The organism is Nocardioides sp. LML1-1-1.1, assembly GCF_040676175.1.
Lineage (GTDB): Bacteria > Actinomycetota > Actinomycetes > Propionibacteriales > Nocardioidaceae > Nocardioides.
On record NZ_JBEGHK010000001.1, the window covers coordinates 355,623 to 374,223 of the forward strand.

18 protein-coding genes are annotated in these 18,601 nt (G+C 71.9%); 10 read left to right on the forward strand and 8 right to left on the reverse strand.

Annotated elements, in window-relative coordinates; translation table 11 throughout:
- Nucleotides 1-56 precede the first annotated feature (56 nt).
- From MRBLML1_RS01745 to MRBLML1_RS01770, 6 genes are all read left to right on the forward strand, one after another.
- Nucleotides 57-866 carry an FkbM family methyltransferase gene (locus tag MRBLML1_RS01745; RefSeq protein WP_364510503.1) on the forward strand — a complete coding sequence of 270 codons (810 nt, stop codon included), beginning with the start codon at nucleotides 57-59 and terminating at the stop codon, nucleotides 864-866.
- Nucleotides 863-2,065, forward strand: a complete 1,203-nt coding sequence (locus MRBLML1_RS01750; RefSeq protein WP_364510506.1) for a glycosyltransferase family 61 protein — start codon at nucleotides 863-865, stop codon at nucleotides 2,063-2,065. The genes MRBLML1_RS01745 and MRBLML1_RS01750 overlap by 4 nt, the downstream gene beginning before the upstream one ends.
- A 103-nt stretch (nucleotides 2,066-2,168) precedes the next feature.
- Complete coding sequence (locus tag MRBLML1_RS01755; RefSeq protein ID WP_364510509.1) at nucleotides 2,169-3,152, forward strand: NAD-dependent epimerase/dehydratase family protein; 984 nt, start codon at nucleotides 2,169-2,171, stop codon at nucleotides 3,150-3,152.
- On the forward strand, nucleotides 3,152-4,345 hold the full coding sequence (locus MRBLML1_RS01760) for a glycosyltransferase family 4 protein (RefSeq protein WP_364510511.1): 1,194 nt from the start codon (nucleotides 3,152-3,154) through the stop codon (nucleotides 4,343-4,345). Before MRBLML1_RS01755 ends, MRBLML1_RS01760 begins: the two co-directional genes overlap by 1 nt.
- A gap of 134 nt (nucleotides 4,346-4,479) precedes the next feature.
- The gene (locus tag MRBLML1_RS01765) at nucleotides 4,480-5,184 is read left to right on the forward strand and encodes a sugar transferase (RefSeq protein ID WP_364510514.1); all 705 of its coding nucleotides are present in this window, start codon (nucleotides 4,480-4,482) and stop codon (nucleotides 5,182-5,184) included.
- A 12-nt stretch (nucleotides 5,185-5,196) separates the two neighbouring features.
- On the forward strand, nucleotides 5,197-6,192 hold the full coding sequence (locus MRBLML1_RS01770) for a GDP-mannose 4,6-dehydratase (RefSeq protein WP_364510516.1): 996 nt from the start codon (nucleotides 5,197-5,199) through the stop codon (nucleotides 6,190-6,192).
- Here MRBLML1_RS01770 and MRBLML1_RS01775 read toward each other — a convergent pair.
- Nucleotides 6,169-7,239: a glycosyltransferase gene (locus tag MRBLML1_RS01775; protein WP_364510519.1), complete on the reverse strand. Its 1,071-nt coding sequence runs from the start codon at nucleotides 7,237-7,239 to the stop codon at nucleotides 6,169-6,171. The two genes, MRBLML1_RS01770 and MRBLML1_RS01775, sit on opposite strands and share 24 nt — an antisense overlap.
- A 120-nt stretch (nucleotides 7,240-7,359) precedes the next feature.
- On the opposite strand from MRBLML1_RS01775, the gene MRBLML1_RS01780 reads away from it, so the two are divergent.
- Nucleotides 7,360-8,037: a methyltransferase domain-containing protein gene (locus tag MRBLML1_RS01780; RefSeq protein ID WP_364510521.1), complete on the forward strand. Its 678-nt coding sequence runs from the start codon at nucleotides 7,360-7,362 to the stop codon at nucleotides 8,035-8,037.
- A 64-nt stretch (nucleotides 8,038-8,101) separates the two neighbouring features.
- Here the strand turns inward: MRBLML1_RS01780 and MRBLML1_RS01785 are convergent, their stop codons facing one another.
- On the reverse strand, nucleotides 8,102-9,298 hold the full coding sequence (locus MRBLML1_RS01785; RefSeq protein WP_364510524.1) for a hypothetical protein: 1,197 nt from the start codon (nucleotides 9,296-9,298) through the stop codon (nucleotides 8,102-8,104).
- Between the two features lie 10 nt (nucleotides 9,299-9,308).
- A complete protein-coding gene (locus MRBLML1_RS01790) occupies nucleotides 9,309-10,610 on the reverse strand; it encodes an oligosaccharide flippase family protein (protein WP_364510527.1) in 1,302 nt (433 codons plus the stop codon).
- Nucleotides 10,611-10,734: 124 nt separating this feature from the next.
- On the opposite strand from MRBLML1_RS01790, the gene MRBLML1_RS01795 reads away from it, so the two are divergent.
- Nucleotides 10,735-11,622: a sulfotransferase domain-containing protein gene (locus MRBLML1_RS01795; RefSeq protein WP_364510530.1), complete on the forward strand. Its 888-nt coding sequence runs from the start codon at nucleotides 10,735-10,737 to the stop codon at nucleotides 11,620-11,622.
- 22 nt (nucleotides 11,623-11,644) lie between these two features.
- Here the strand turns inward: MRBLML1_RS01795 and MRBLML1_RS01800 are convergent, their stop codons facing one another.
- The 4 genes from MRBLML1_RS01800 to MRBLML1_RS01815 all read right to left on the reverse strand — a co-directional run bounded on the left by MRBLML1_RS01800 (nucleotide 11,645) and on the right by MRBLML1_RS01815 (nucleotide 15,210).
- On the reverse strand, nucleotides 11,645-12,541 hold the full coding sequence (locus MRBLML1_RS01800; protein ID WP_364510533.1) for an FkbM family methyltransferase: 897 nt from the start codon (nucleotides 12,539-12,541) through the stop codon (nucleotides 11,645-11,647).
- A gap of 39 nt (nucleotides 12,542-12,580) precedes the next feature.
- The gene (locus MRBLML1_RS01805) at nucleotides 12,581-13,960 is read right to left on the reverse strand and encodes an O-antigen ligase family protein (RefSeq protein ID WP_364510536.1); all 1,380 of its coding nucleotides are present in this window, start codon (nucleotides 13,958-13,960) and stop codon (nucleotides 12,581-12,583) included.
- A 50-nt stretch (nucleotides 13,961-14,010) separates the two neighbouring features.
- Nucleotides 14,011-14,796 carry an FkbM family methyltransferase gene (locus tag MRBLML1_RS01810; RefSeq protein WP_364510538.1) on the reverse strand — a complete coding sequence of 262 codons (786 nt, stop codon included), beginning with the start codon at nucleotides 14,794-14,796 and terminating at the stop codon, nucleotides 14,011-14,013.
- A gap of 138 nt (nucleotides 14,797-14,934) precedes the next feature.
- Entirely contained in the window at nucleotides 14,935-15,210 is a 276-nt protein-coding gene (locus tag MRBLML1_RS01815; RefSeq protein WP_364510541.1) for a MoaD/ThiS family protein, read from the reverse strand.
- A gap of 133 nt (nucleotides 15,211-15,343) precedes the next feature.
- Between MRBLML1_RS01815 and MRBLML1_RS01820 the strand changes: the two genes are divergently transcribed.
- Nucleotides 15,344-16,078, forward strand: coding sequence for a response regulator transcription factor (locus MRBLML1_RS01820; protein WP_364510544.1), 735 nt, complete (start codon nucleotides 15,344-15,346; stop codon nucleotides 16,076-16,078).
- A gap of 18 nt (nucleotides 16,079-16,096) precedes the next feature.
- On the opposite strand, the gene MRBLML1_RS01825 is transcribed toward MRBLML1_RS01820, so the two are convergent.
- Entirely contained in the window at nucleotides 16,097-17,644 is a 1,548-nt protein-coding gene (locus MRBLML1_RS01825) for an FMN-binding glutamate synthase family protein (RefSeq protein WP_364510547.1), read from the reverse strand.
- 67 nt (nucleotides 17,645-17,711) lie between these two features.
- Here MRBLML1_RS01825 and mshD point away from each other — a divergent pair, with 67 nt between their 5' ends.
- Entirely contained in the window at nucleotides 17,712-18,581 is an 870-nt protein-coding gene (mshD, locus tag MRBLML1_RS01830; protein ID WP_364510550.1) for a mycothiol synthase, read from the forward strand.
- Nucleotides 18,582-18,601: the final 20 nt, after the last annotated feature.

The window sequence follows — 18,601 nt, forward strand, 5'->3', positions numbered from 1 at the left end:
GCGACGACCTTCCGACTTCGGGGGTGGTGCGCCGCGCCACGTCCTATCCTCGTCCCGTGACCGCGCTCCGCAGCACCGGCTACCTCGCCAAGCGAGTCCGCCAGACCCCCGCTCTCTTCCGCAACTTCCCCGCGGTGTTCGCCGACCTGGCCCTGGGCCGGACCCGGCTCGCCCGCCCGGAGATGACGCTCCGCCTGCGCAACGGGCTGACGATCACCACGCCGAACGTCGACGGTGCGCGCTTCCCGGTCTACGAGATCTTCGCCGACGACATCTACCGGATCGCGGAGCTGACCAGCGGCGTCGACGCCGACGCGACCATCGTCGACGGCGGCGGGCAGGTCGGCTGCTTCTCGATGGCGCTGGCGCACGCGCTGCCCACCGCGAAGGTGCACGTCTACGAGGCCTCGCCGACCAGCGCGTCGTACGTGCGCCGCAACGTGACGGGCAACGGCTTCGGCGAGCGGGTCACCGTGCACGCCAAGGCGCTCGCCGGTGAGGCCGGCGAGTTCACCTTCGTCGACAGCGGCACCGCGAGCAGCCACAACGGCCTGACCGCGCCGGAGGACTCGGGCCAGGAGGTGACCGTCCCGGCGGTGACCTTCGACGACGCGGTGCGCGACGCCGGCGGCTCGGTGCAGATCGTCAAGCTCGACATCGAGGGCGCGGAGTACGACCTGGTGCTGCAGAGCAAGCCGGAGTCGTGGCGCGAGGTGCGCAAGGTCGTCATGGAGTACCACCCGGTCACCGGGCGCGACGTGCAGGAGCTCGTCGACTTCTTCGCGGGAGTCGGGCTGGTGCCCGAGCGGCTCGACAAGATCACCGAGACCGGCCTCGGCACCCTCTGGCTCCACCGCGCGGCGTGAGCCGGGTCCCGCCGCAGCTGCAGCGGTTCTGGCCGCTGATCAAGCGCGGCCACCGGTACGGCGCCCGGGTGGCCGGTGCCGTCGGCCGACACACCGGCGGGCCGGCCCGCGGCCTGCCCCGGAGCGCCTCGCCGACCGCGCGCGAGACGGTGCGCCGGGAGCCGGTGGGCACCCGGTTCCACGCCCTCGCGCCGGCGTACACCCTCGACCGGCCGATGCCGGTGGGCGAGCCGGCCGACCATCCCTACTTCGCGGCCCGCGCGCGCCAGGAGGTGCCCGAGCGCTTCGTGCTGGACCTGCGCGACGGGCTGCTGCTCGGCCGCCACCTCGCGACGGTGACCGCCGGGGGCATCCTCGACAGCGAGACCAGCCACTACTGGGGCATCCACCGCTGGCAGGAGCACCCGGTCTTCTGGAACCCGCGGCCCGGCCCGGTCCGCCACGTCGCGGGCACCGTGGGCGCCCTGTCCGCGCGCGGCACGGGCGGCAACTACTACCACTTCCTCATCGACGCGCTGCCCCGCTGGGAGGCGGTGCGCACCGTGCTCGGCGGGGCCGACCCGGACTTCTGGGTGGTCGACCACGCCACCCGCTACGAGAAGGCCTACGTCGAGCTGATGGGCATCGACCCGGCGAGGATCATCACCCCGGGGCCCGGCTTCGCGCTGCGCGCGGACCGGCTGCTGGTGCCCTCGCTGCCCAACGTGGAGACCCTCGTCGAGCCCGGTACGACGACCTGGCTGCGCGAGCGCTTCCCCGCCGGCGACCTGAGCCTGCTGCCCGAGCGGGTCTACGTCACCCGCGGCGACGTGCCGAACACCCGGCGGGTGGTCGGCGAGGACCGGTTGTTCGCGGCGCTCGCCGAGCGCGGGTTCGCGCGGATCGACCCGGGCGCGCTGAGCGTGCAGCAGCAGGTCGACCACTTCGCCGCGGCGCGGGTGATCGTGTCCCCGCACGGCGCGGCGCTGACGAACCTCGTCTTCGCCCGGCCCGGCGTACGGCTGCTGGAGCTGTTCGCGCCGGGCTACGTCAACGGCGGGTACTGGTCGATCGTGGGCAACATCCCCGACGCCCGCTACCGCTACCTCGTCGGGGACGGCGACCCGGGCCGCAGCCGTCCCGGCGCCGAGCCGGTGATGCAGGACATCGAGATCGACCCGGACCGGGTGCTGGAGGCACTCGACGAGCTCGAATTGTGACCAATTCCGATACCCGAGACGTCGCGTGACGCAAGATGGACGCACTCGTTGGACCGGCACATCGCTGGGGGGCGACCATCACCATTTCCTGGAGGAGAACAGCATGAACGCGGGCCCTGTAGACGTCCTCGTCGCCGGCGGCGGCGGCTTCATCGGAGGTCACCTGGTCGCCGACCTCCTGGCACAGGGCAAGACCGTGCGCTCGGTCGACGTCAAGCCCCTCGATGAGTGGTACCAGGTGCACCCGGACGCGCAGAACAGCGTCGGCGACCTCTCCCTGCTCGAGCACGCCGACGCCGCGACCCAGGGCGCGCGCGAGGTCTACATGCTCGCCGCCGACATGGGTGGCATGGGCTTCATCGAGAACAACAAGGCCCTGTGCATGCTCACCGTGCTGACCAGCACGCACATGCTCCAGGCCGCGCAGAAGCACGACGTCGAGCGCTTCTTCTACTCCTCCTCCGCGTGCGTCTACGCCGCCGACAAGCAGACCGACCCGTCGGTCACCGCGCTCAAGGAGTCCGACGCCTACCCGGCCATGCCGGAGGACGGCTACGGCTGGGAGAAGCTCTTCACCGAGCGGATGGCCCGTCACTTCCGTGAGGACTTCGGCCTCACCACCCGGATGGCGCGCTACCACAACGTCTACGGCCCCGAGGGCACCTGGACCGGCGGCCGCGAGAAGGCCCCCGCCGCGGTGTGCCGCAAGATCGCCGAGGCGGTCATCTCCGGCAAGCACGAGCTGGAGATCTGGGGCGACGGCGAGCAGACCCGCAGCTTCATGTACATCGACGACTGCGTGAAGGGCTCCCAGATGATCCTGGCGAGCGACCACGTCGAGCCAATCAACCTGGGCTCCGCCGAGCTGGTCTCGATCAACCAGCTCTACTCCATCGTCGAGGACATCGCCGGCATCACGTGCAAGCGGAACTACGACCTCTCCGCGCCCCAGGGCGTGCGGGGCCGCAACTCCGACAACACCGAGATCAACGAGGTCTTCGGCTGGGAGCCGTCGATCAGCCTGGCCGACGGACTGGCCAAGACCTACGCGTGGGTCTACGACCAGGTCAAGCGCGCCCAGGGCTGATGCGGGTCCTCGTCCACGACCACAGCGGACATCCCTTCCAGGCCGAGCTCAGCCGTGAGCTGGCCCGGCGCGGCCACGACGTCACCCACTCCTACGTCGAGGGCTACGTCTCCGGCAAGGGCAAGCTGGAGGCGCTGCCCGGCGAGACGATCACCTTCGAGGGGATCGGTGGCAGCAAGCAGATCGACAACCAGCGGATGCTGCAGCGCCTGGTGCGCGAGACGCTGCGCGGGTTCGAGCTGGTGCGCCACGTCCGGAGGGTCGGCCCCGACGTCGCGATGATGTCCAACGTGCAGATCCCGACCCTGGTGATCTTCGCGTTCTTCATGGCCGTGCTGCGGCGTCCCTGGGTGCTGTGGCACCAGGACGTGTACGCCGTCGCGGTGCGCTCGTTCGCCGGCAGCAAGCTGCCGAAGCGGTTCGCGGTGGTCGCCTGGGCCTTCGAGGTCGCCGAGCGCTGGTGCTCGCGCCGGGCGGCGGCGATCGTGGTGATCGCGCCCTCCTTCGTGCCGGTGCACGAGGCGTGGGGGACGGCCGACAAGGTCACCGTGATCCCGAACTGGGCGCCGCTGGAGGAGATCCGGCCGACCGAGCGCAAGAACGACTGGGCGACCGAGCACGGCCTCGACGACGTCCAGACCCTGGTCTACTCCGGCACCCTCGGGCTCAAGCACAACCCGGCCCTCCTGGTCCGCCTGGCGAAGGCGACCATCGACGCCGGCCGCCCGGTGCGCCTGGTCGTGGTCAACTCGGGGCCTGCGGTCGAGGTCCTGCGCGAGGAGGCGGCCCGGCTGGGTGTCGAGGTCACCCTGCTCCCGTTCCAGCCCTACGACCGGCTGCCGGAGGTGCTCGGCACCGGCGACCTGCTGGTCGTGCTCCTGGAGCAGGAGGCAGGTGCCTTCTCCGTCCCGTCCAAGACGCTGTCCTACCTGTGCGCCGGCCGGCCGGTGCTCGGGCTCATGCCCGCGGAGAACCTCGCCTCCGCGCTGGTCGAGCGCGCGGGGGGAAAAGTTCTCCCACCGGCCGACGCCTCGTTGCCTGAAGCCGGTCGTTGGATTGCTAACGTGCTCGCGGACGACGAGCTCAGGGTCGAGCTCGGAGAGGCCTCGCGGGACCTGGCGGAGCAGGAGTTCGCGCTCGAGCGGCTGGCCTCTCGGTTCGAACACCTGCTCGGCTCCACGGCGCGCCGGTGAACCGATTCGGAACTTCTGGATGTAACACGTATCTCTTTCCACGGTCGCTCGTTGGCTTGCATGAGCGGGTGTCCCCCATCCCGCCGATTGGGTGACCTAGGGCTCGGCTTGGTCCTCGACAGGAGGTTTGCAGCTTGCGCAAGCGCGTTTTCGACGTCGTCGTCATCTGCCTCGCCGCCGTCGTCTGGATGCCGGTGGTGGCCCTGTCGGGCCTCGCCGTCCTGATCTTCTCCGGCCGCCCGATCTTCTACCGCTCGCGCCGCTGGGTCGGCGCCGGCACCGCCATCGAGATGGTGAAGCTGCGGGTCATGATCCGCGACGCCAACAAGGTGGTCGCCCCGATCGAGGCCGGCCGGTTCCTCAACACCCCGGCCGACTCCCCGCTCTACACCAAGGTCGGCCGGATCCTCGACGGCCTCGGCCTCAACGAGATCCCCCAGTTCGTCCACGTCCTCAAGGGCGAGATGAGCATCGTCGGCGCCCGTCCCCTCACCGACGTCGTCCGCGACGCGCTGATGGAGCAGCACGAGGAGCTCGACGGCCGCTGGGACACCCCGGCGGGCCTGACCGGCCTCCCGCAGCTCGTCGGCCGCCAGGACCTCACCGACGCCCAGCGCCTGCACCTTGAGGCGTCCTACGCCCGTCGTACGGCCGCCACCCCGAGCATCCGGCTCGACTTCATGATCCTGCTCAACACGGTGCTGATCACCTTCGGGCTCCGGAAGCCCATGACCTACGACGCCGCGCTGGAGCTGGTCGAGGGCCGCAAGACCCGGGTGCGTCAGCTCCGGGCGCAGTCCTACCCCGCCACCGCCGCGGACGCCGACGCCGTCGCCTGACAGACTCCTCGGGTGGAGTCTCCGCGCGCGCTCGTCACGGGCCTCACCGGCCAGGACGGCATCTACCTGGCGCGGCACCTGCTGGCCGCGGGCTGGCAGGTCACCGGCACCTGCTCGCCCGGCTCGACCGGCGCCGAGCGGGCCGCTCGCTACGTGCCGGGTGCCCGGGTGGTCCCGGTCGACCTGCGCGACGGCGAGGCGATGGCCGCGCTCCTCGAGGCCGAGGAGCCGGACCACGTCTACAACCTCGCGGCGCTGACCTCGGTCGGGCGGAGCTGGTCGGAGCCGGAGGACACCGCGGCGACGAACGGCACGGCCGTCGTACGGCTGCTGGACGCGACGGTGCGGCTGCAGGAACGGCTCGGCCGCGAGGTCCGGTTCTTCCAGGCCTCCTCGGCGGAGGTCGGCGGCACCGCGGCGGACAGCCCGTACGCCAAGGCCAAGGCCGAGGCCGAGCAGGCCATCGTCGCGCGCCGCGAGCAGGACGGGCTGTTCGCCTGCTTCGCCGTGCTGCACAACCACGAGAGCCCGCTGCGCAGCACCGCCTTCGTGACCCGCAAGATCACCCGCGGCGCGGCCCGGATCGCGGTCGGGGCCGAGCGGGAGCTGGTGCTCGGCAACCTCGACGTGAGCCGGGACTGGGGCTTCGCCGGTGAGTACGTCGACGCGATGCACCGCATGCTCGGCACCGAGACCCCGGTCGACCTGCCCCTCGGCACCGGCGTCGCGCACACCCTGGGCGACCTGATCGTGGCGGCCTTCGCCGCCGTCGGCATCGAGGACCCGTGGCCGCACGTGCGCCAGGACCCGGCCCTGCTGCGCCCGGCCGACACCGCGCACATCGTCGCCGACCCGGAGCCCGCTGCGGCCGCGCTCGGCTGGCGGGCGAGCGTCGGCTTCCGCGAGCTCGTCGAGCACATGGCCCAGGTGGACCTGGCCCGGGCCCGCAGTGGCGTCGAGGACGACGCCGACTACCTGCTGCCCTCAGCGACCGTCCGCGGCCAGTGAGTCGCGCACCGCGGCGGCAGTGGCCCGCCAGGTGAAGTCCGCGATGTGCGCCTGACCGGCGGCCAGCTCCTCCGGGGTGCAGGCCAGCGCCCGGGCCATCGCGTCGGCGAGGTCCTCGGCACCCGTGCTGGCGGTGACCGCGGCGTGCCCGCCCGTCACCTCCGCCAGCGCCTCGTCGGCGGAGACCACCAGTGGGATGCCCAGGCGCAGCGCCTCGGCGGCCGGCAGCCCGAAGCCCTCGAAGTCCGAGGGGAACACGATCAGCCCGGCGCCGGCGAAGCAGCGCTGGAAGGCCTCGTCGTCGAGCCAGGGCATCAGCTCCACGCGGTCCGCGATCCCGAGCCGGGCGAGCTCCTCCTCGACCGCCGGCCGGCCGGCCTTCCCGAGGCCGACCACGCGCAGGGTCATCTCGTCGTTGCTCGCGCACCAGCGCGCCCAGCCGGCCAGCACCGCGCCGGCGTTCTTGTTGGAGAAGTGCCCGAAGGTCAGGGCGTAGGGCGGCACCGCCCGCTCCGTCGGCGGCCAGGCGTCCACGTGGTCGGCCCCCAGCCGGGCGACCACGCCCTTGCGGGCCGGGCCGGGGTGGAGGCGGCGCAGGTCGTCGTACGTGCGCTGGGAGATGCAGAAGATGTGGTCGGTGTTGCGCATCGCCAGGCCCCACGAGACCCGGCGCGCGGCGCGGCGGCTGCGGGGGAACTGGTGGGGCCGCAGCTCGTGGCGGAAGTCGTACATGATCAGCCCGTGCGGACAGCCCGGCGGCACCAGGGCGCTCGCCGGCACCCCGGAGAGCACGGCGTCGGCGCCCAGCCGGCGGGCCTCGCGTCGTACGGCGAAGGAGCGGAGCCAGGCGGTGCGCAGCCTGCCCCCGGCGGGCGAGCCGACCTGCACCACCGCGGCGCCCGGCGGCGGGGTGAGCTCGAGGTCGCCGTCGGCGAGGACGGTGATCCGGTCCGCGGGCGCGAGCCGCGTCCAGCCGTGGAGCAGGTGCTCGACCACGATGCCGGCGCTGCCGGCCCGGACCGCGAGCGCGTCGACCACAAGGTGCACGCCGCGACCCTATCGGGAGCGGGGCGGCCGGGTCCGCGGAACCGGCTCCACGGGAGCGAGGCGACCGATAGGCTGCCGCTGCAGGAAACTCCCTCCCGACGGATCGTTCGAAGGACGCTCGTGAGCAACAAGATGATCGACCCGGCCGACTGGCCCGACGGTGTGCTCCTCAACCTCGGCTGCGGGCACCACGCGCCGAAGACCTGGATCAACATCGACCGCTCCCCCATGATGATCCTCCGCCGCTTCCCCGCGGTCCGGAAGACCCTCAAGAAGGTCGGGGTGCTGACCAACGACCACATGGGGACCTGGCCCGACAACATCCTGCGCCGCGACCTCTCCAAGCCGCTGCCGCTGCCGGACGGCACCGCCGACGCGGTCTACTCCTCGCACATGCTGGAGCACCTCTTCCTCGAGGACGCCCGCGCGTTCCTCGCCGAGTGCGCCCGCGTGCTCAAGCCCGGCGCGCTGATCCGCCTGGCCCTGCCGGACGCCGAGCAGTTCGCCAAGGACCTGCTCGCCGCCGCCGAGGACCCCGAGGGCAAGGCCGGGATCATGTACGGCCAGATGCTGCGCGCGCACCCCGAGTCCAAGCCCACCGGCAAGCGCCTGGTCACCTTCGTCGGCGGCTCCAACTGGCACCGCTGGCAGCCGACGCGTGGCCTGGTCAAGTCGCTGCTGGCCGAGGCCGGCTTCGCCGACATGAGCGAGCACACCTTCCGCGAGGGCAAGCTGCCCCACCTCGCCGACGTCGAGCAGCGCGAGGACTCCTGGTTCATCGAGGCCGTGCGCTCCTGAGCTCGCTGCACCGTACGACGAAGGGCCCCTGCCAGCCGGCAGGGGCCCTTCGTCGTGGCGGGCCTCAGCCCCAGATGCCGGACTTGCCGACCATCTTGCCGCGCACCCCGGAGACCAGCCGCGGGAAGCGCTCCTTGACGTAGACGAACTCGTCGACCAGCGTGATCCGGGCGCCCTTCGCGGCGTCGCCGCCGAGCTCGCGCCCCACCGTCTTCCACGCGGCCCGCTTCCAGGCCTTCCACGCCTCGGCCTCCTCGGGGAGGAAGGGCAGCGGCAGGTCGGCACCGGCGCGGGCCTGCACCCGCCAGGCCCGGCGGATCAGCCGGGGGATCCGCTTCCCGGCGGTGTCGTGGTTGTAGCGGTAGGCCGGGGCGGGCGGGAGCTTCTCCGAGCACGCGAGCACCGCGGCGGCGTACTCCTCGGCGAGGGCGCGGATCGTGGAGTCCTCGGTGAGCGAGTGGACCGGCGACTCCGACCAGCGCACCGACATCAGCTCGGGGCGCTGCGGGTCGAAGGCGTGGAAGTGGAACAGCCGCAACCGCTCGTCCTTGCCGACGATCGCGTAGCCCTTCTCGTCCTGGGCGAGCGGGCGCTCGTGGACGTTCATCACCGACACGTTGTAGCCGTGGTGGCGCAGCGCGCGGGCCCGGAACAGGTCGGCGCCGATGTCCATCCACTTCTGGTCGACGAAGAGGCCGTTGAGGGCGTCGACGATGCACTCCCAGCGCAGCCGCTCCCACCACCAGTCGAGCGCCTCGATCGCGCGCCGGTCCCAGCCGCCGAAGCCGAGGTTGTAGATGCCGACCATCACCTGGTGGCCCTCGTTGACGGGCGCACCCGGGGGCAGCGGGTGGAGGAAGTGCGAGGTGAGCAGGATGCCGCCCTCGCTGGCCTGCAGCTCGCCGGAGAGCTCCTCCATCGGCTCGGTCACGTAGGTGTCCGGGTCGAGGTAGAAGACCTGCTCGGTCTCCTCCAGCAGCCGCTTGAAGAGCACCGGCTTGATCGCGGTGGCGAACTCGACCAGCTCGTAGCGGGTCGTCATGCCGAGCAGCTCGCGGCGGTCGAGGCCGAGGAAGTCCGTGCCGAGCAGCCGGATCGGCAGGTCCGCGGGCAGGTCGTGGTCGGTGGAGGTCTCCGCGTCGATCAGCAGCACGACCAGCCGGGCGCCCATCTGCCGCTCCAGGCTCTCGGCGAGCGCCAGGGCCTTGGGCAGGTAATTGGTCGCGAGGACGGTGCAGTAGGTCACCGTGGGGGTCGGCATGGGCGTCACCTTACTGAGCGGAAGCGGGCTGGGAGCCGGAGTCGCCGGACTGGCTCTCGGAGTCCTCGGCGGCGCGGCCGCCGACCTGGTCCTCCGGGCGGTGACGCAGGTACGTCGTCCACCAGATCACGTTGCAGACGGCCTGTCCGGCGACCAGCGCCCAGTAGGCACCGGTGACGCCGCCGACCACCACGCCGACGCAGATCGCGGCGGTGAGGATGACCGTCGTGGCGATGTCGATGCGCACCGTCTTGTGCACCGCGCGCATGCCGAGCAGGCCCGCGCGGGTGCCGCAGATCGCGCCGTAGAGGACCATCTGCACGGTCGCCGGCAGCAGCAGCGCCTGGGTCGGCTCCCAGACGTCCTTGAGCACCAGGCGACCCACCGAGTCGGGCAGCAGGAGCAGCACGGCCATGTTGACGACCGAGGCGACCACCGTCAGCAGGGTCGTACGACGGACGTGGCGGCGCACCTGCGCCGAGCCGGGCTCCAGCCGGGAGATCTCCGCGGTGCCGGCGGCGACCGACGCCAGGTGCACCAGCCCGACCGGGCGGGTGATGAGGACGGTGCCACGCACCGCGCCGAGCGCGTCCGCGCCGGCGGCCACCCCGACCACCACGGAGCTGGAGAGCGAGGCCATCTGGGTGGAGGCGAAGCCGATCAGGTAGCGCCAGGAGAACGACCAGGTCTCGCGCAGCCAGTTGAGGGAGACGTGCAGGTGGCGCAGGCCGAACCGGGTGAAGACGAGCATCCCGGCCAGCGCGCCGGAGCCCGCCCAGGCGGCGACGAAGGTCACCAGGCTGCTGTGGTCGAGCATGGCCAGCAGCACGATGGCGGCGATCATCAGCACCAGCCAGACCGTGTCGATCATCAGCGAGAACGACGGCCGGTGGGTGGTGAAGCCGAGGTAGCGGCCCAGGTCCTGCAGCGCGATCAGCGGCATGCAGACGCCGAGCACGATGAAAGAATTCGCCAGCTCGCCGTGCCACAGGTGGGTGACCAGGCCGGCCAGCACGAGCAGGACGCCCGCACCGAGGCCGAGCAGCGTCGTCGTACCGATGGCGTCGCCGGGGCGCTCCTCGGCCTCCTCCGGGTGCACGAGCAGCGGCTCGCACAGCAGCGCGCGCAGGCAGCCCTGCACCGTGACGAAGGCGGTGAAGACGATGCCGTAGAGGCCGAACGCCTCGACGCCGAGCACCTGCGCGGCGAGCACGAGGATGAGCACGTTCGACGCACCGGAGACTGCTTGGTCGACGGTGATGACGCGCAGCCGGCGTCCAGCCGACGACACACCCTTGTCCACGAAACCCACCGATGCTGTCGTAAGTCGCCCAAGCAGGTCTAAGGTAGCCCACCAGGGGGCAGCAGGGTGTGCGTTTCGCGCGCACCGTCGAAGGACGCATGGGGCGTCCGCTGGTACCCGAGGGAGCTCCCAAGTGAACAACGAAATCTCAGTCGGCGACCGCTCGAAGCAGAAGGCGATCGAGTGGGCCACCGCGACCGTGTCCTGGGGACCGGCCCGGCTGGCGCTGAAGAAGGGCGCGCACCAGGCGGCGCGGGCCCGGGGCCGGGCCATGGAGCGCCGCGGCGAGCTCCCGGCGATCGCGAACATCTACACCGCCTCCACCCCGAAGGCCGGCAGCCAGTGGATGCGCGCCGTCTTCAACCACCCGGTGGTGCGCGCGCAGACCAACCTCTTCACGGTGCCGCAGCTCAACTACCAGGACAAGCCCGAGCGCGGCCTGCCGCTGGCGAGCTACGTGCCCGGCCTGTACGTCCGCTACGACGAGTACCGCCGCATCCCGCACCGCCACCCGCACCGGGTGGTCTACATGTTCCGCGACCCGCGCGACGTCGTGGTCTCCGGCTACTTCTCCGCGGTCAAGACGCACCAGAACACCTACAACGCCTACGTCGAGCAGGTCCGCGACGAGCTGCGCGCGATGCCCTTCGACGAGGGCCTGCTCAAGCTGATCGAGGAGGCCGCGCCGCGGCTGCAGGAGATCGCGACCTGGGCCGGCATCGAGGACCCGAACGTCGAGGCGTTCAAGCTCGAGGAGGTCTCCGCCGACCCCGAGCCGCACGTGCGCCGCATGCTGGCCCACTGCGGGGTCGAGCTCTCCGAGGCCGACCTCGCCACGCTGCTGGCCGACACCTCCCGCGAGAGCCTCCAGGCCAAGGACCTCGCCAAGCGCGAGGCCGGCGCGGAGTCGCACTACCGGGTGGACCGCAAGGGCTACCGGGACCTCTTCCAGCCCGAGCACTACGCGGCGGTCGAGAAGGCCGTGCCGGGGCTGGTCGCCCAGCTCGGCTACCCCGACTGAGCCCCAGGGCCGCCCGGCCCGGTCAGCCGACGCGCGCGGCGTCCTCGAGGGCCTTCAGGCCCGCGGGGTCGTCGCGGTGCGCGACGGCGACGTCCCAGAACGAGTAGCCCCGCTCCTCCTTGGTCGTGCGCTCCAGCTCGGCGGTGCGCTCGACCAGCTCGGTCGTCGCGAAGGACCCGATCAGCCGGCCGCCGTTGTCCCACAGCACCGCGCGCTCGTAGCCGCGCTCGTGCAGGGTCGGCCAGAGCTCGCTCGGGGTGACCTCCGGGTTGACGATGCGGGTGGGCACCGGGTCGAACTCGAAGAAGATGACCGGCATCGAGGACAGGAAGGCCGCGGACACCGCGGTGACCAGCTGGACGTCGTAGCCGTCGGTGTCGGACTTGACCAGCCGGACGTTCTCCAGCTCGGGGTACTTCTCGCGCAGGGCGGTGGTGGTGATCGTCGGCAGGCCGTCCTCCAGCGAGGTGCGCTCGACGATGCTGCTGCCGAGCTCGGCACGGGCGATCTTGAGCCCGGTGGTCTGGTCGGTCTCGGGAGAGACCAGGACGGAGTGCTCGACGGCGACGTTGGCCATCGCGCCGACGTTCGACTGCAGGTAGTCGTTCCAGTGCGGGTCGGGCTCGACGCAGACCGCGCGGCCCGGCGCCGCGTCGAGGACGACGAGCGCCGTGTCACCGACGTTGGCGCCGATGTCGAGCAGGGTGACCTCGCCCTCGGAGCCCGCCAGGGACTTGGCGAGCGCGACCAGGTTGTCGAAGTACACCGAGCCCGGGTGGGTGAAGTACGGCAGCGCGTGACCGCGCGGCAGCACCATCTCGATGCCACGGACCTTGCGCTTGACGGGCTTCACCGACAACCGCGAGTCCAGCATCAGCCGCGCACGTGCCGCGACCTTGCCGAGGGGGGGAAGGGACACCGGGAACCTCTCGTGACACGCCACCAGGACGCGCCGATGCTATACGCCCGGCGGCGCCGCCACAGGCGTTGTGGAAGGTACGTCGGAATCAGTGTCCGCCGCCTCCCCGTCGCCCTCCTCCGAGGAGGTCCCCGCGGTGGTGGTGACGACCGCGACGACGCTGAGCGCGATCGGTGCCCAGACCCCGCGGTCGTAGAGGCTCGGGACGATCGCGCCCCACCCGATGTAGGTCCACGCGGCGTAGCAGAGCCGGCGGTAGCGGCTGTCGCCGAACAGCGGCCGGGCGAAGGCGAAGAGCACGAAGAGATAGGCCAGCAGCCCGAAGATGCCGACGCCGACGGCGACCTCGAGGAAGTTGTTGTGGATGTCGAACAGGTCGATCAACCCGTCGCCGAACCACGGACTGTGCCAGAACCGGTCGATGCCGGACTCCAGGCCGTTGGTGCGCGCCTCGTTGGAGCCCGACGCACTGCCCTGGCCCAGGATCCGGTCGATCGCGGAGGTGCCGGAGCCGACCTCGACCACCAGCGGCAGGGCCGCGAGGAAGATCGCACCGGTGATCGCGAAGATGAAGCCGGTCACCGCGGAGCGCTCGACCACGGGGATCATCAGCACCAGCACGGCGGCCACCGCGGTCGCGCCGCGGCTGCCGCTCAGCAAGATGGTCACGCCGCACAGGCCGATCGCGCCGAGCGTGGCCGCGCGCATCACCGGGGTCTTGTAGTGCCACAGCAGGTAGAGCAGCAGGCTGATCGACATGATCGCGGCCTGGCCGAAGTAGTTGGGGTGCGTCGTCAGGCCGAAGTAGCGCCCGTCGGCGGTCACGCCGCCACGCGCCATGCCGCCGATCCAGCTGACCATGTGCCCGGCGACGTAGCTCCACGCGAGCAGCTCGATGATGCGGTCCGAGGGCATCCACAGCGCGAAGGCGAGGGGCAGCGGCACCAGCACGATCAGCCACAGGACGAGCGCGAAGAAGCTGAGGAAGGACTGCTCGGACAGCGTCGAGGCGATCGCGCCGAAGATGGCGATCCCGGAGACACCGAAGACATAGCTCATCGGCATCGTGATCCGGCGGTTGATCACGTGCGGCAGCAGCAGCGCGAAGCCGACGACGAAGAGGGCGTCGGTGGGCGTGATCTGCTGTCCCTCCGGCGCCAGGCCCTTGTACATCGGTGCCGTCGCGAAGGCGCCCATCAGCGTCAGGGTCGCCGTCTTGAGCGAGCCGAGCACCGCGAGCAGCACGATGAAGCCGGCGACCAGCACGCCCGCGGCGAGGCCGAGCAGGCCCTGCGTCGCGGCGAGCGCGACGAGGCCGGCCGTCAGCACGACGTACCCGACGACGATGGCCGCGCGCCAGCCGTTGCCCGGCGCCGCACCCAGGACGCCAGTGCGCCCGGCGGCTGCCGTCTGCTGCACGAAGGACCCCTTTCCGGTGGATCGCGCAGGAGTCTACGGCCTGAGGGGCCTCACCCGGCGCGGGACAGCCAGATCACGCCGAGCCCCGGCATCGGGCCGTGCTCGTGGCGGGTCGGAGTCAGCCCGAGGGCGGCGAACCAGTCGAGCAGGTCGTCGAGGCTCCGGCCCGGCATCGGGTGGTACTCCATGACGACCTTGCGCACGTCGGCCCAGGACGCGGGGCTGCTGCTGAGCACGATGTCGTACTCCGCGCCCTCGACGTCCATCTTCACCACGCGCACCGGGCTCTGCGCCGCCGCGACCGCCTGGTCGAACTCCTCGGCGTCCACGGTCACCTCGTGCCCACCGTTGGTCAGCACCAGGCCGGTGAGCCCGTTGTGCCCGCTGCCGGTGCCGCTGTCGGTGAAGGTGAACCGGCCGGCCCGGCCCGCCATCGCCACCGGTCGTACGTCGACCTGGTACATCAGCCCGTTGCGGCGCACGTTGCGGCGGATGAAGCCGGCACTGGTCGGTGAGGCCTCGTAGACGCGGACCTTCACGTCGGGCCGCGCGCCCGCGACCGCCAGCGAGAAGCAGCCGATCTGGCCGCCGATGTCGAGCACGGTGTCCCCCGCCTCGACCCCGTCGAGCAGCTCGTCGAGGTGGTAGGCGTCGTCGGCGAAGATCTCGTAGAGCGGGAACCGCGCACCGTCTGCATTGGGGCACGCGACGACGTAGCCGTTGCGCATCCGGAAGGTGATCTCCGGGCGGCGCCACTGGGTGCGTGTGCTGCCGAGGTCGAAGAAGACCTGCAGGTAGTTGCTGAACAGTCGCGGCGTCTGCCGCACCCTCGTCATCGTGTGGCTCCGTGCCCGCACGCGCACAGCGGTCATTCCGCCGTCCCTCCCCGTCTCCCCCCAGGTCGCGATAAGGGCACCCTGGCACAGGACCAAGGTCCCGGGTCGGTTTTGGCGAAGGTTCGCGGTAAAACTCTCTCAGCCGCCCGCGAAGGGCGGCAGGAACTCCACCGTGTCCCCCGGCTGGACGACGACCTGGCCCGGGTCGCCGGAGGAGACGGGCTGCTCCCCGACCAGCACCGAGCAGACGCCGACGACGTCCGCGAAGGCACCGCCGGGGTGCCGCGCCACGACCGCCGAGCGCAGCTCGGTGAGGGTCAGCGGGCCGGTGACGGCGACGTCCTCCTCGGCCACACCCGCCGCGGAGCGCGCGGCGGCCCAGTAGCGGACCCGGATGACCTCGGTCTCATCCACCGTCGATTCCCTTCCCCGTTGCGCGATCGTTTCGCTATCCTTCCCTACACGAAAACCGGCCGGGGCCCAGCGTTGCGTTTCGGTCTCTCGACACGGCCCCGCGGATCCTGCGGGTGCCAGTGAGGAGACCCAAGTGAGCACTCTCCTGCTCCTGACCAGCGCCCTCCAGCCCTCCGCCGAGGTCCTGCCCGGACTCGCGCTGCTCGGCCACCAGGTGAAGATCCTGCCCGCCGAGGGCAGCGCCCTGCTCGAGGCACCCGAGGCCGACCTGCTGCTCGTCGACGGCCGACAGGACCTGGCCGGGGCGCGCGACCTGTGCCGGCTGATCCGGACCACCGGCACCGACGTACCGGTCCTCCTGGTCGCGACCGAGGGCGGCCTCGCCGTCGTCAACCACGACTGGGGCATGGACGACGTCGTGCTGCACACCTGCGGCCCGGCCGAGCTGGAGGCGCGGATCAAGCTCGCGATCGGCCGGCTCGCCGCCGCCCGGGACGCCGCCGACCCCGAGGCGCACGTGATCCGCTCCGGCGAGGTCGTCGTCGACGACGCGACGTACACCGCGAAGGTCGGCGGGCGGGTGCTCGACCTGACGTTCAAGGAGTTCGAGCTCCTCAAGTTCCTCGCCCAGCACCCGGGTCGCGTGTTCAGCCGCCAGCAGCTGCTGCAGGAGGTGTGGGGCTACGACTACTTCGGCGGCACCCGCACCGTCGACGTCCACGTACGCCGCCTGCGCGCCAAGCTCGGCCCCGAGAACGAGACCCTCATCGGCACCGTCCGCAACGTCGGCTACCGCTTCGTGCTGCCCTCGAAGGACGCCGCCGCCGAGGCCGACGCGGCGCGGGTGGCGGAGCGCACCGACGCCTGACCTCCCCGCCACCCGGGCTCAGGACGTGCGGCCCTGCTCGTCGAAGTGGTCGCTGGTGTGCATCAGCCGCACCACCTCCTCGCGCAACCGGGGGCCGAGCTCGCCCCAGCCCTCCTTGTAGCCGTAGACCGCGGCGAGCGAGCGGGCGTCGTAGTCGCCGTTGAAGATGTCGACGTCGGCGGTGGTGATCAGGCCGGGGTGCGCGACCCCGACGGCTGCCGACACCCGGGTCAGCTCCTTGCGCAGGGTGCGCAGGTAGACCGCGCAGCGCTCGGCCTTCGACACCGGGTCGAGACCGCGGACCAGCCAGGGGTTCTGGGTCGCGACGCCGGTCGGGCAGTGGTCGGTGTGGCACTTCTGCGCCTGGATGCAGCCGATCGAGAGCATCGCCTCGCGGGCGACGTTGACCAGGTCCGCGCCCAGCGCGAAGGCGACGATCGCGTTGTCCGGCAGGCCCAGCTTGGCCGAGCCGACGAAGGTGACGTCGTCGGTCAGGCCGAGCTCGGCGAAGGTGCCGTAGACCCGCGAGAAGCCCATCCGGTAGGGCAGCGCGACCGAGTCGGCGAAGATCAGCGGCGCCGCGCCGGTGCCGCCCTCGCCGCCGTCGACGGTCACGAAGTCCACGCCCCGCTGGCGCGGCGCCATCAGCCGGGCCAGCTCCTCCCAGAAGTCCATCGCGCCCACCGCGGACTTGATGCCGACCGGCAGGCCGGTCTCCGCCGCGAGCAGCTCGACGAAGTCGAGCATCGAGTCGACGTCGCGGAAGGCGGTGTGCCGCGACGGCGAGGCGCAGTCCCGGCCCTCCGGGATGCCCCGGATCTCCGCGATCTCCGGGGTCACCTTCGCCGCCGGCAGGAGCCCGCCGAGGCCGGGCTTCGCGCCCTGGCTGAGCTTGATCTCGATCGCCCGGACCGGGGCGGAGGCGACCATCTCCTTCAGCCGCGGCAGCGAGAAGGAGCCGTCGTCGTCGCGGCAGCCGAAGTACGCCGTACCGATCTGCAGGACGAGGTCCGCGCCGTTGCGGTGGTACGGCGAGATCGCGCCCTCACCGGTGTTGTGCAGGCAGCCCGCGGCCGCGGCGCCCTTGTTGATCGCGGTGATGGCGTTCGAGGACAGCGAGCCGAAGCTCATCGCCGAGACGTTGACGACCGAGCCCGGCCGGAACGCCTTCTCCCGCCCGCGCGGGCCGCCCAGCACCTTCGCGCTCGGCAGCGTCCAGCTGGCGTCGTGGTCGCTCGGCAGCTCGTCGGCGAAGGTGCGCGGCTTGATGTAGGCGTGGCCCTGGGTGTGCTCGACGTCCATGTCGGTGCCGAACCCGAAGTAGCTGTTCTCCTCCTTGCTGGAGGCGTAGATCCAGGTCCGCTGGTCGCGGCTGAACGGCCGCTCCTCGTCGTTGCTGGTGACGATGTACTGCCGCAGCTCCGGCCCGATCTTCTCCAGCCAGTAGCGGGCGTGGCCGATCACCGGGAAGTTGCGTTGCAGCGCGTGCCGCTTCTGCAGGATGTCGCGCGTCGCGACCGCGCCGAGGGCCACCGCCGCCCCACCCACCGCGTGGCTGAGCTTCATGGGGAAGGTCTACCCGGGGCACCGCGTCGCATGCAACGCGCGGATCCGCTCGCGATAGCGTCGAGGCGTGCCCCCCGAGGACTTCCTGACCGGCCCGGCCGCGCTCGCCGCGATCGAGGCGGTGAGCGCCGCGGCGGCTGCCTCCGACGGGGCCGAGCCGCTCGACGAGGCCGCCCTGCTGCGGCTGCGCCACCACGGGCTCGACGGCGCGCAGGCGTGGGTGCTGGCCGACGGCTTCGCGCTGCGGCGGGACCGCGAGCTGGACCTCGTCGTCGCGCCGGCCGCCCGTGGCGCCGGGCTCGGCGGCCGGCTCGCCGACCTGGCCGTCGCGGCGCCGGGCGAGCTGACGGCGTGGTCGCACGGCGACGACCCGGCGGCCCGCGCGCTCGGCGAGCGCCGGGGCTTCGGCCGCGACCGGGAGCTGTGGGTGATGCGCCGGCCCACCGCCGTACCGCTGCCGGGGCTGGCGGTGCCCGACGGCGTCACGATCCGCGACTACGGCGACGGCGACGCCGACTCGCTGCTGGCCGTCAACGCCGCGGCGTTCGCCACCCACCCCGAGCAGGGCGCGCTGGACCGGGCCGGGCTGGCGGAGCGGATGGCCGAGCCGTGGTTCGACCCGGCGGGCCTGCTCCTCGCCGTCGACCCCGACGGCACGCTGCTCGGCTTCCACTGGACCAAGCAGCACGACGCCGCGACCGGGGAGGTGTACGTCGTCGGGATCGCCCCCGAGGCCCAGGGCCGCGGGCTCGGCCGGGTGCTCACCCTCGCCGGCCTGCACCACCTCGCCGCGCGCGGGGTGGCCGAGGTGATCCTGTACGTCGAGTCGGACAACGCCCCGGCGCGCCGGCTGTACGACGGACTGGGCTTCACCCACGCTCCGGCCGACACCCATGTGCAGTACCGCCGGGCGCACTCTGTGGAACATTCCGCGTAACCCCGCGATCCGTGAGTAGA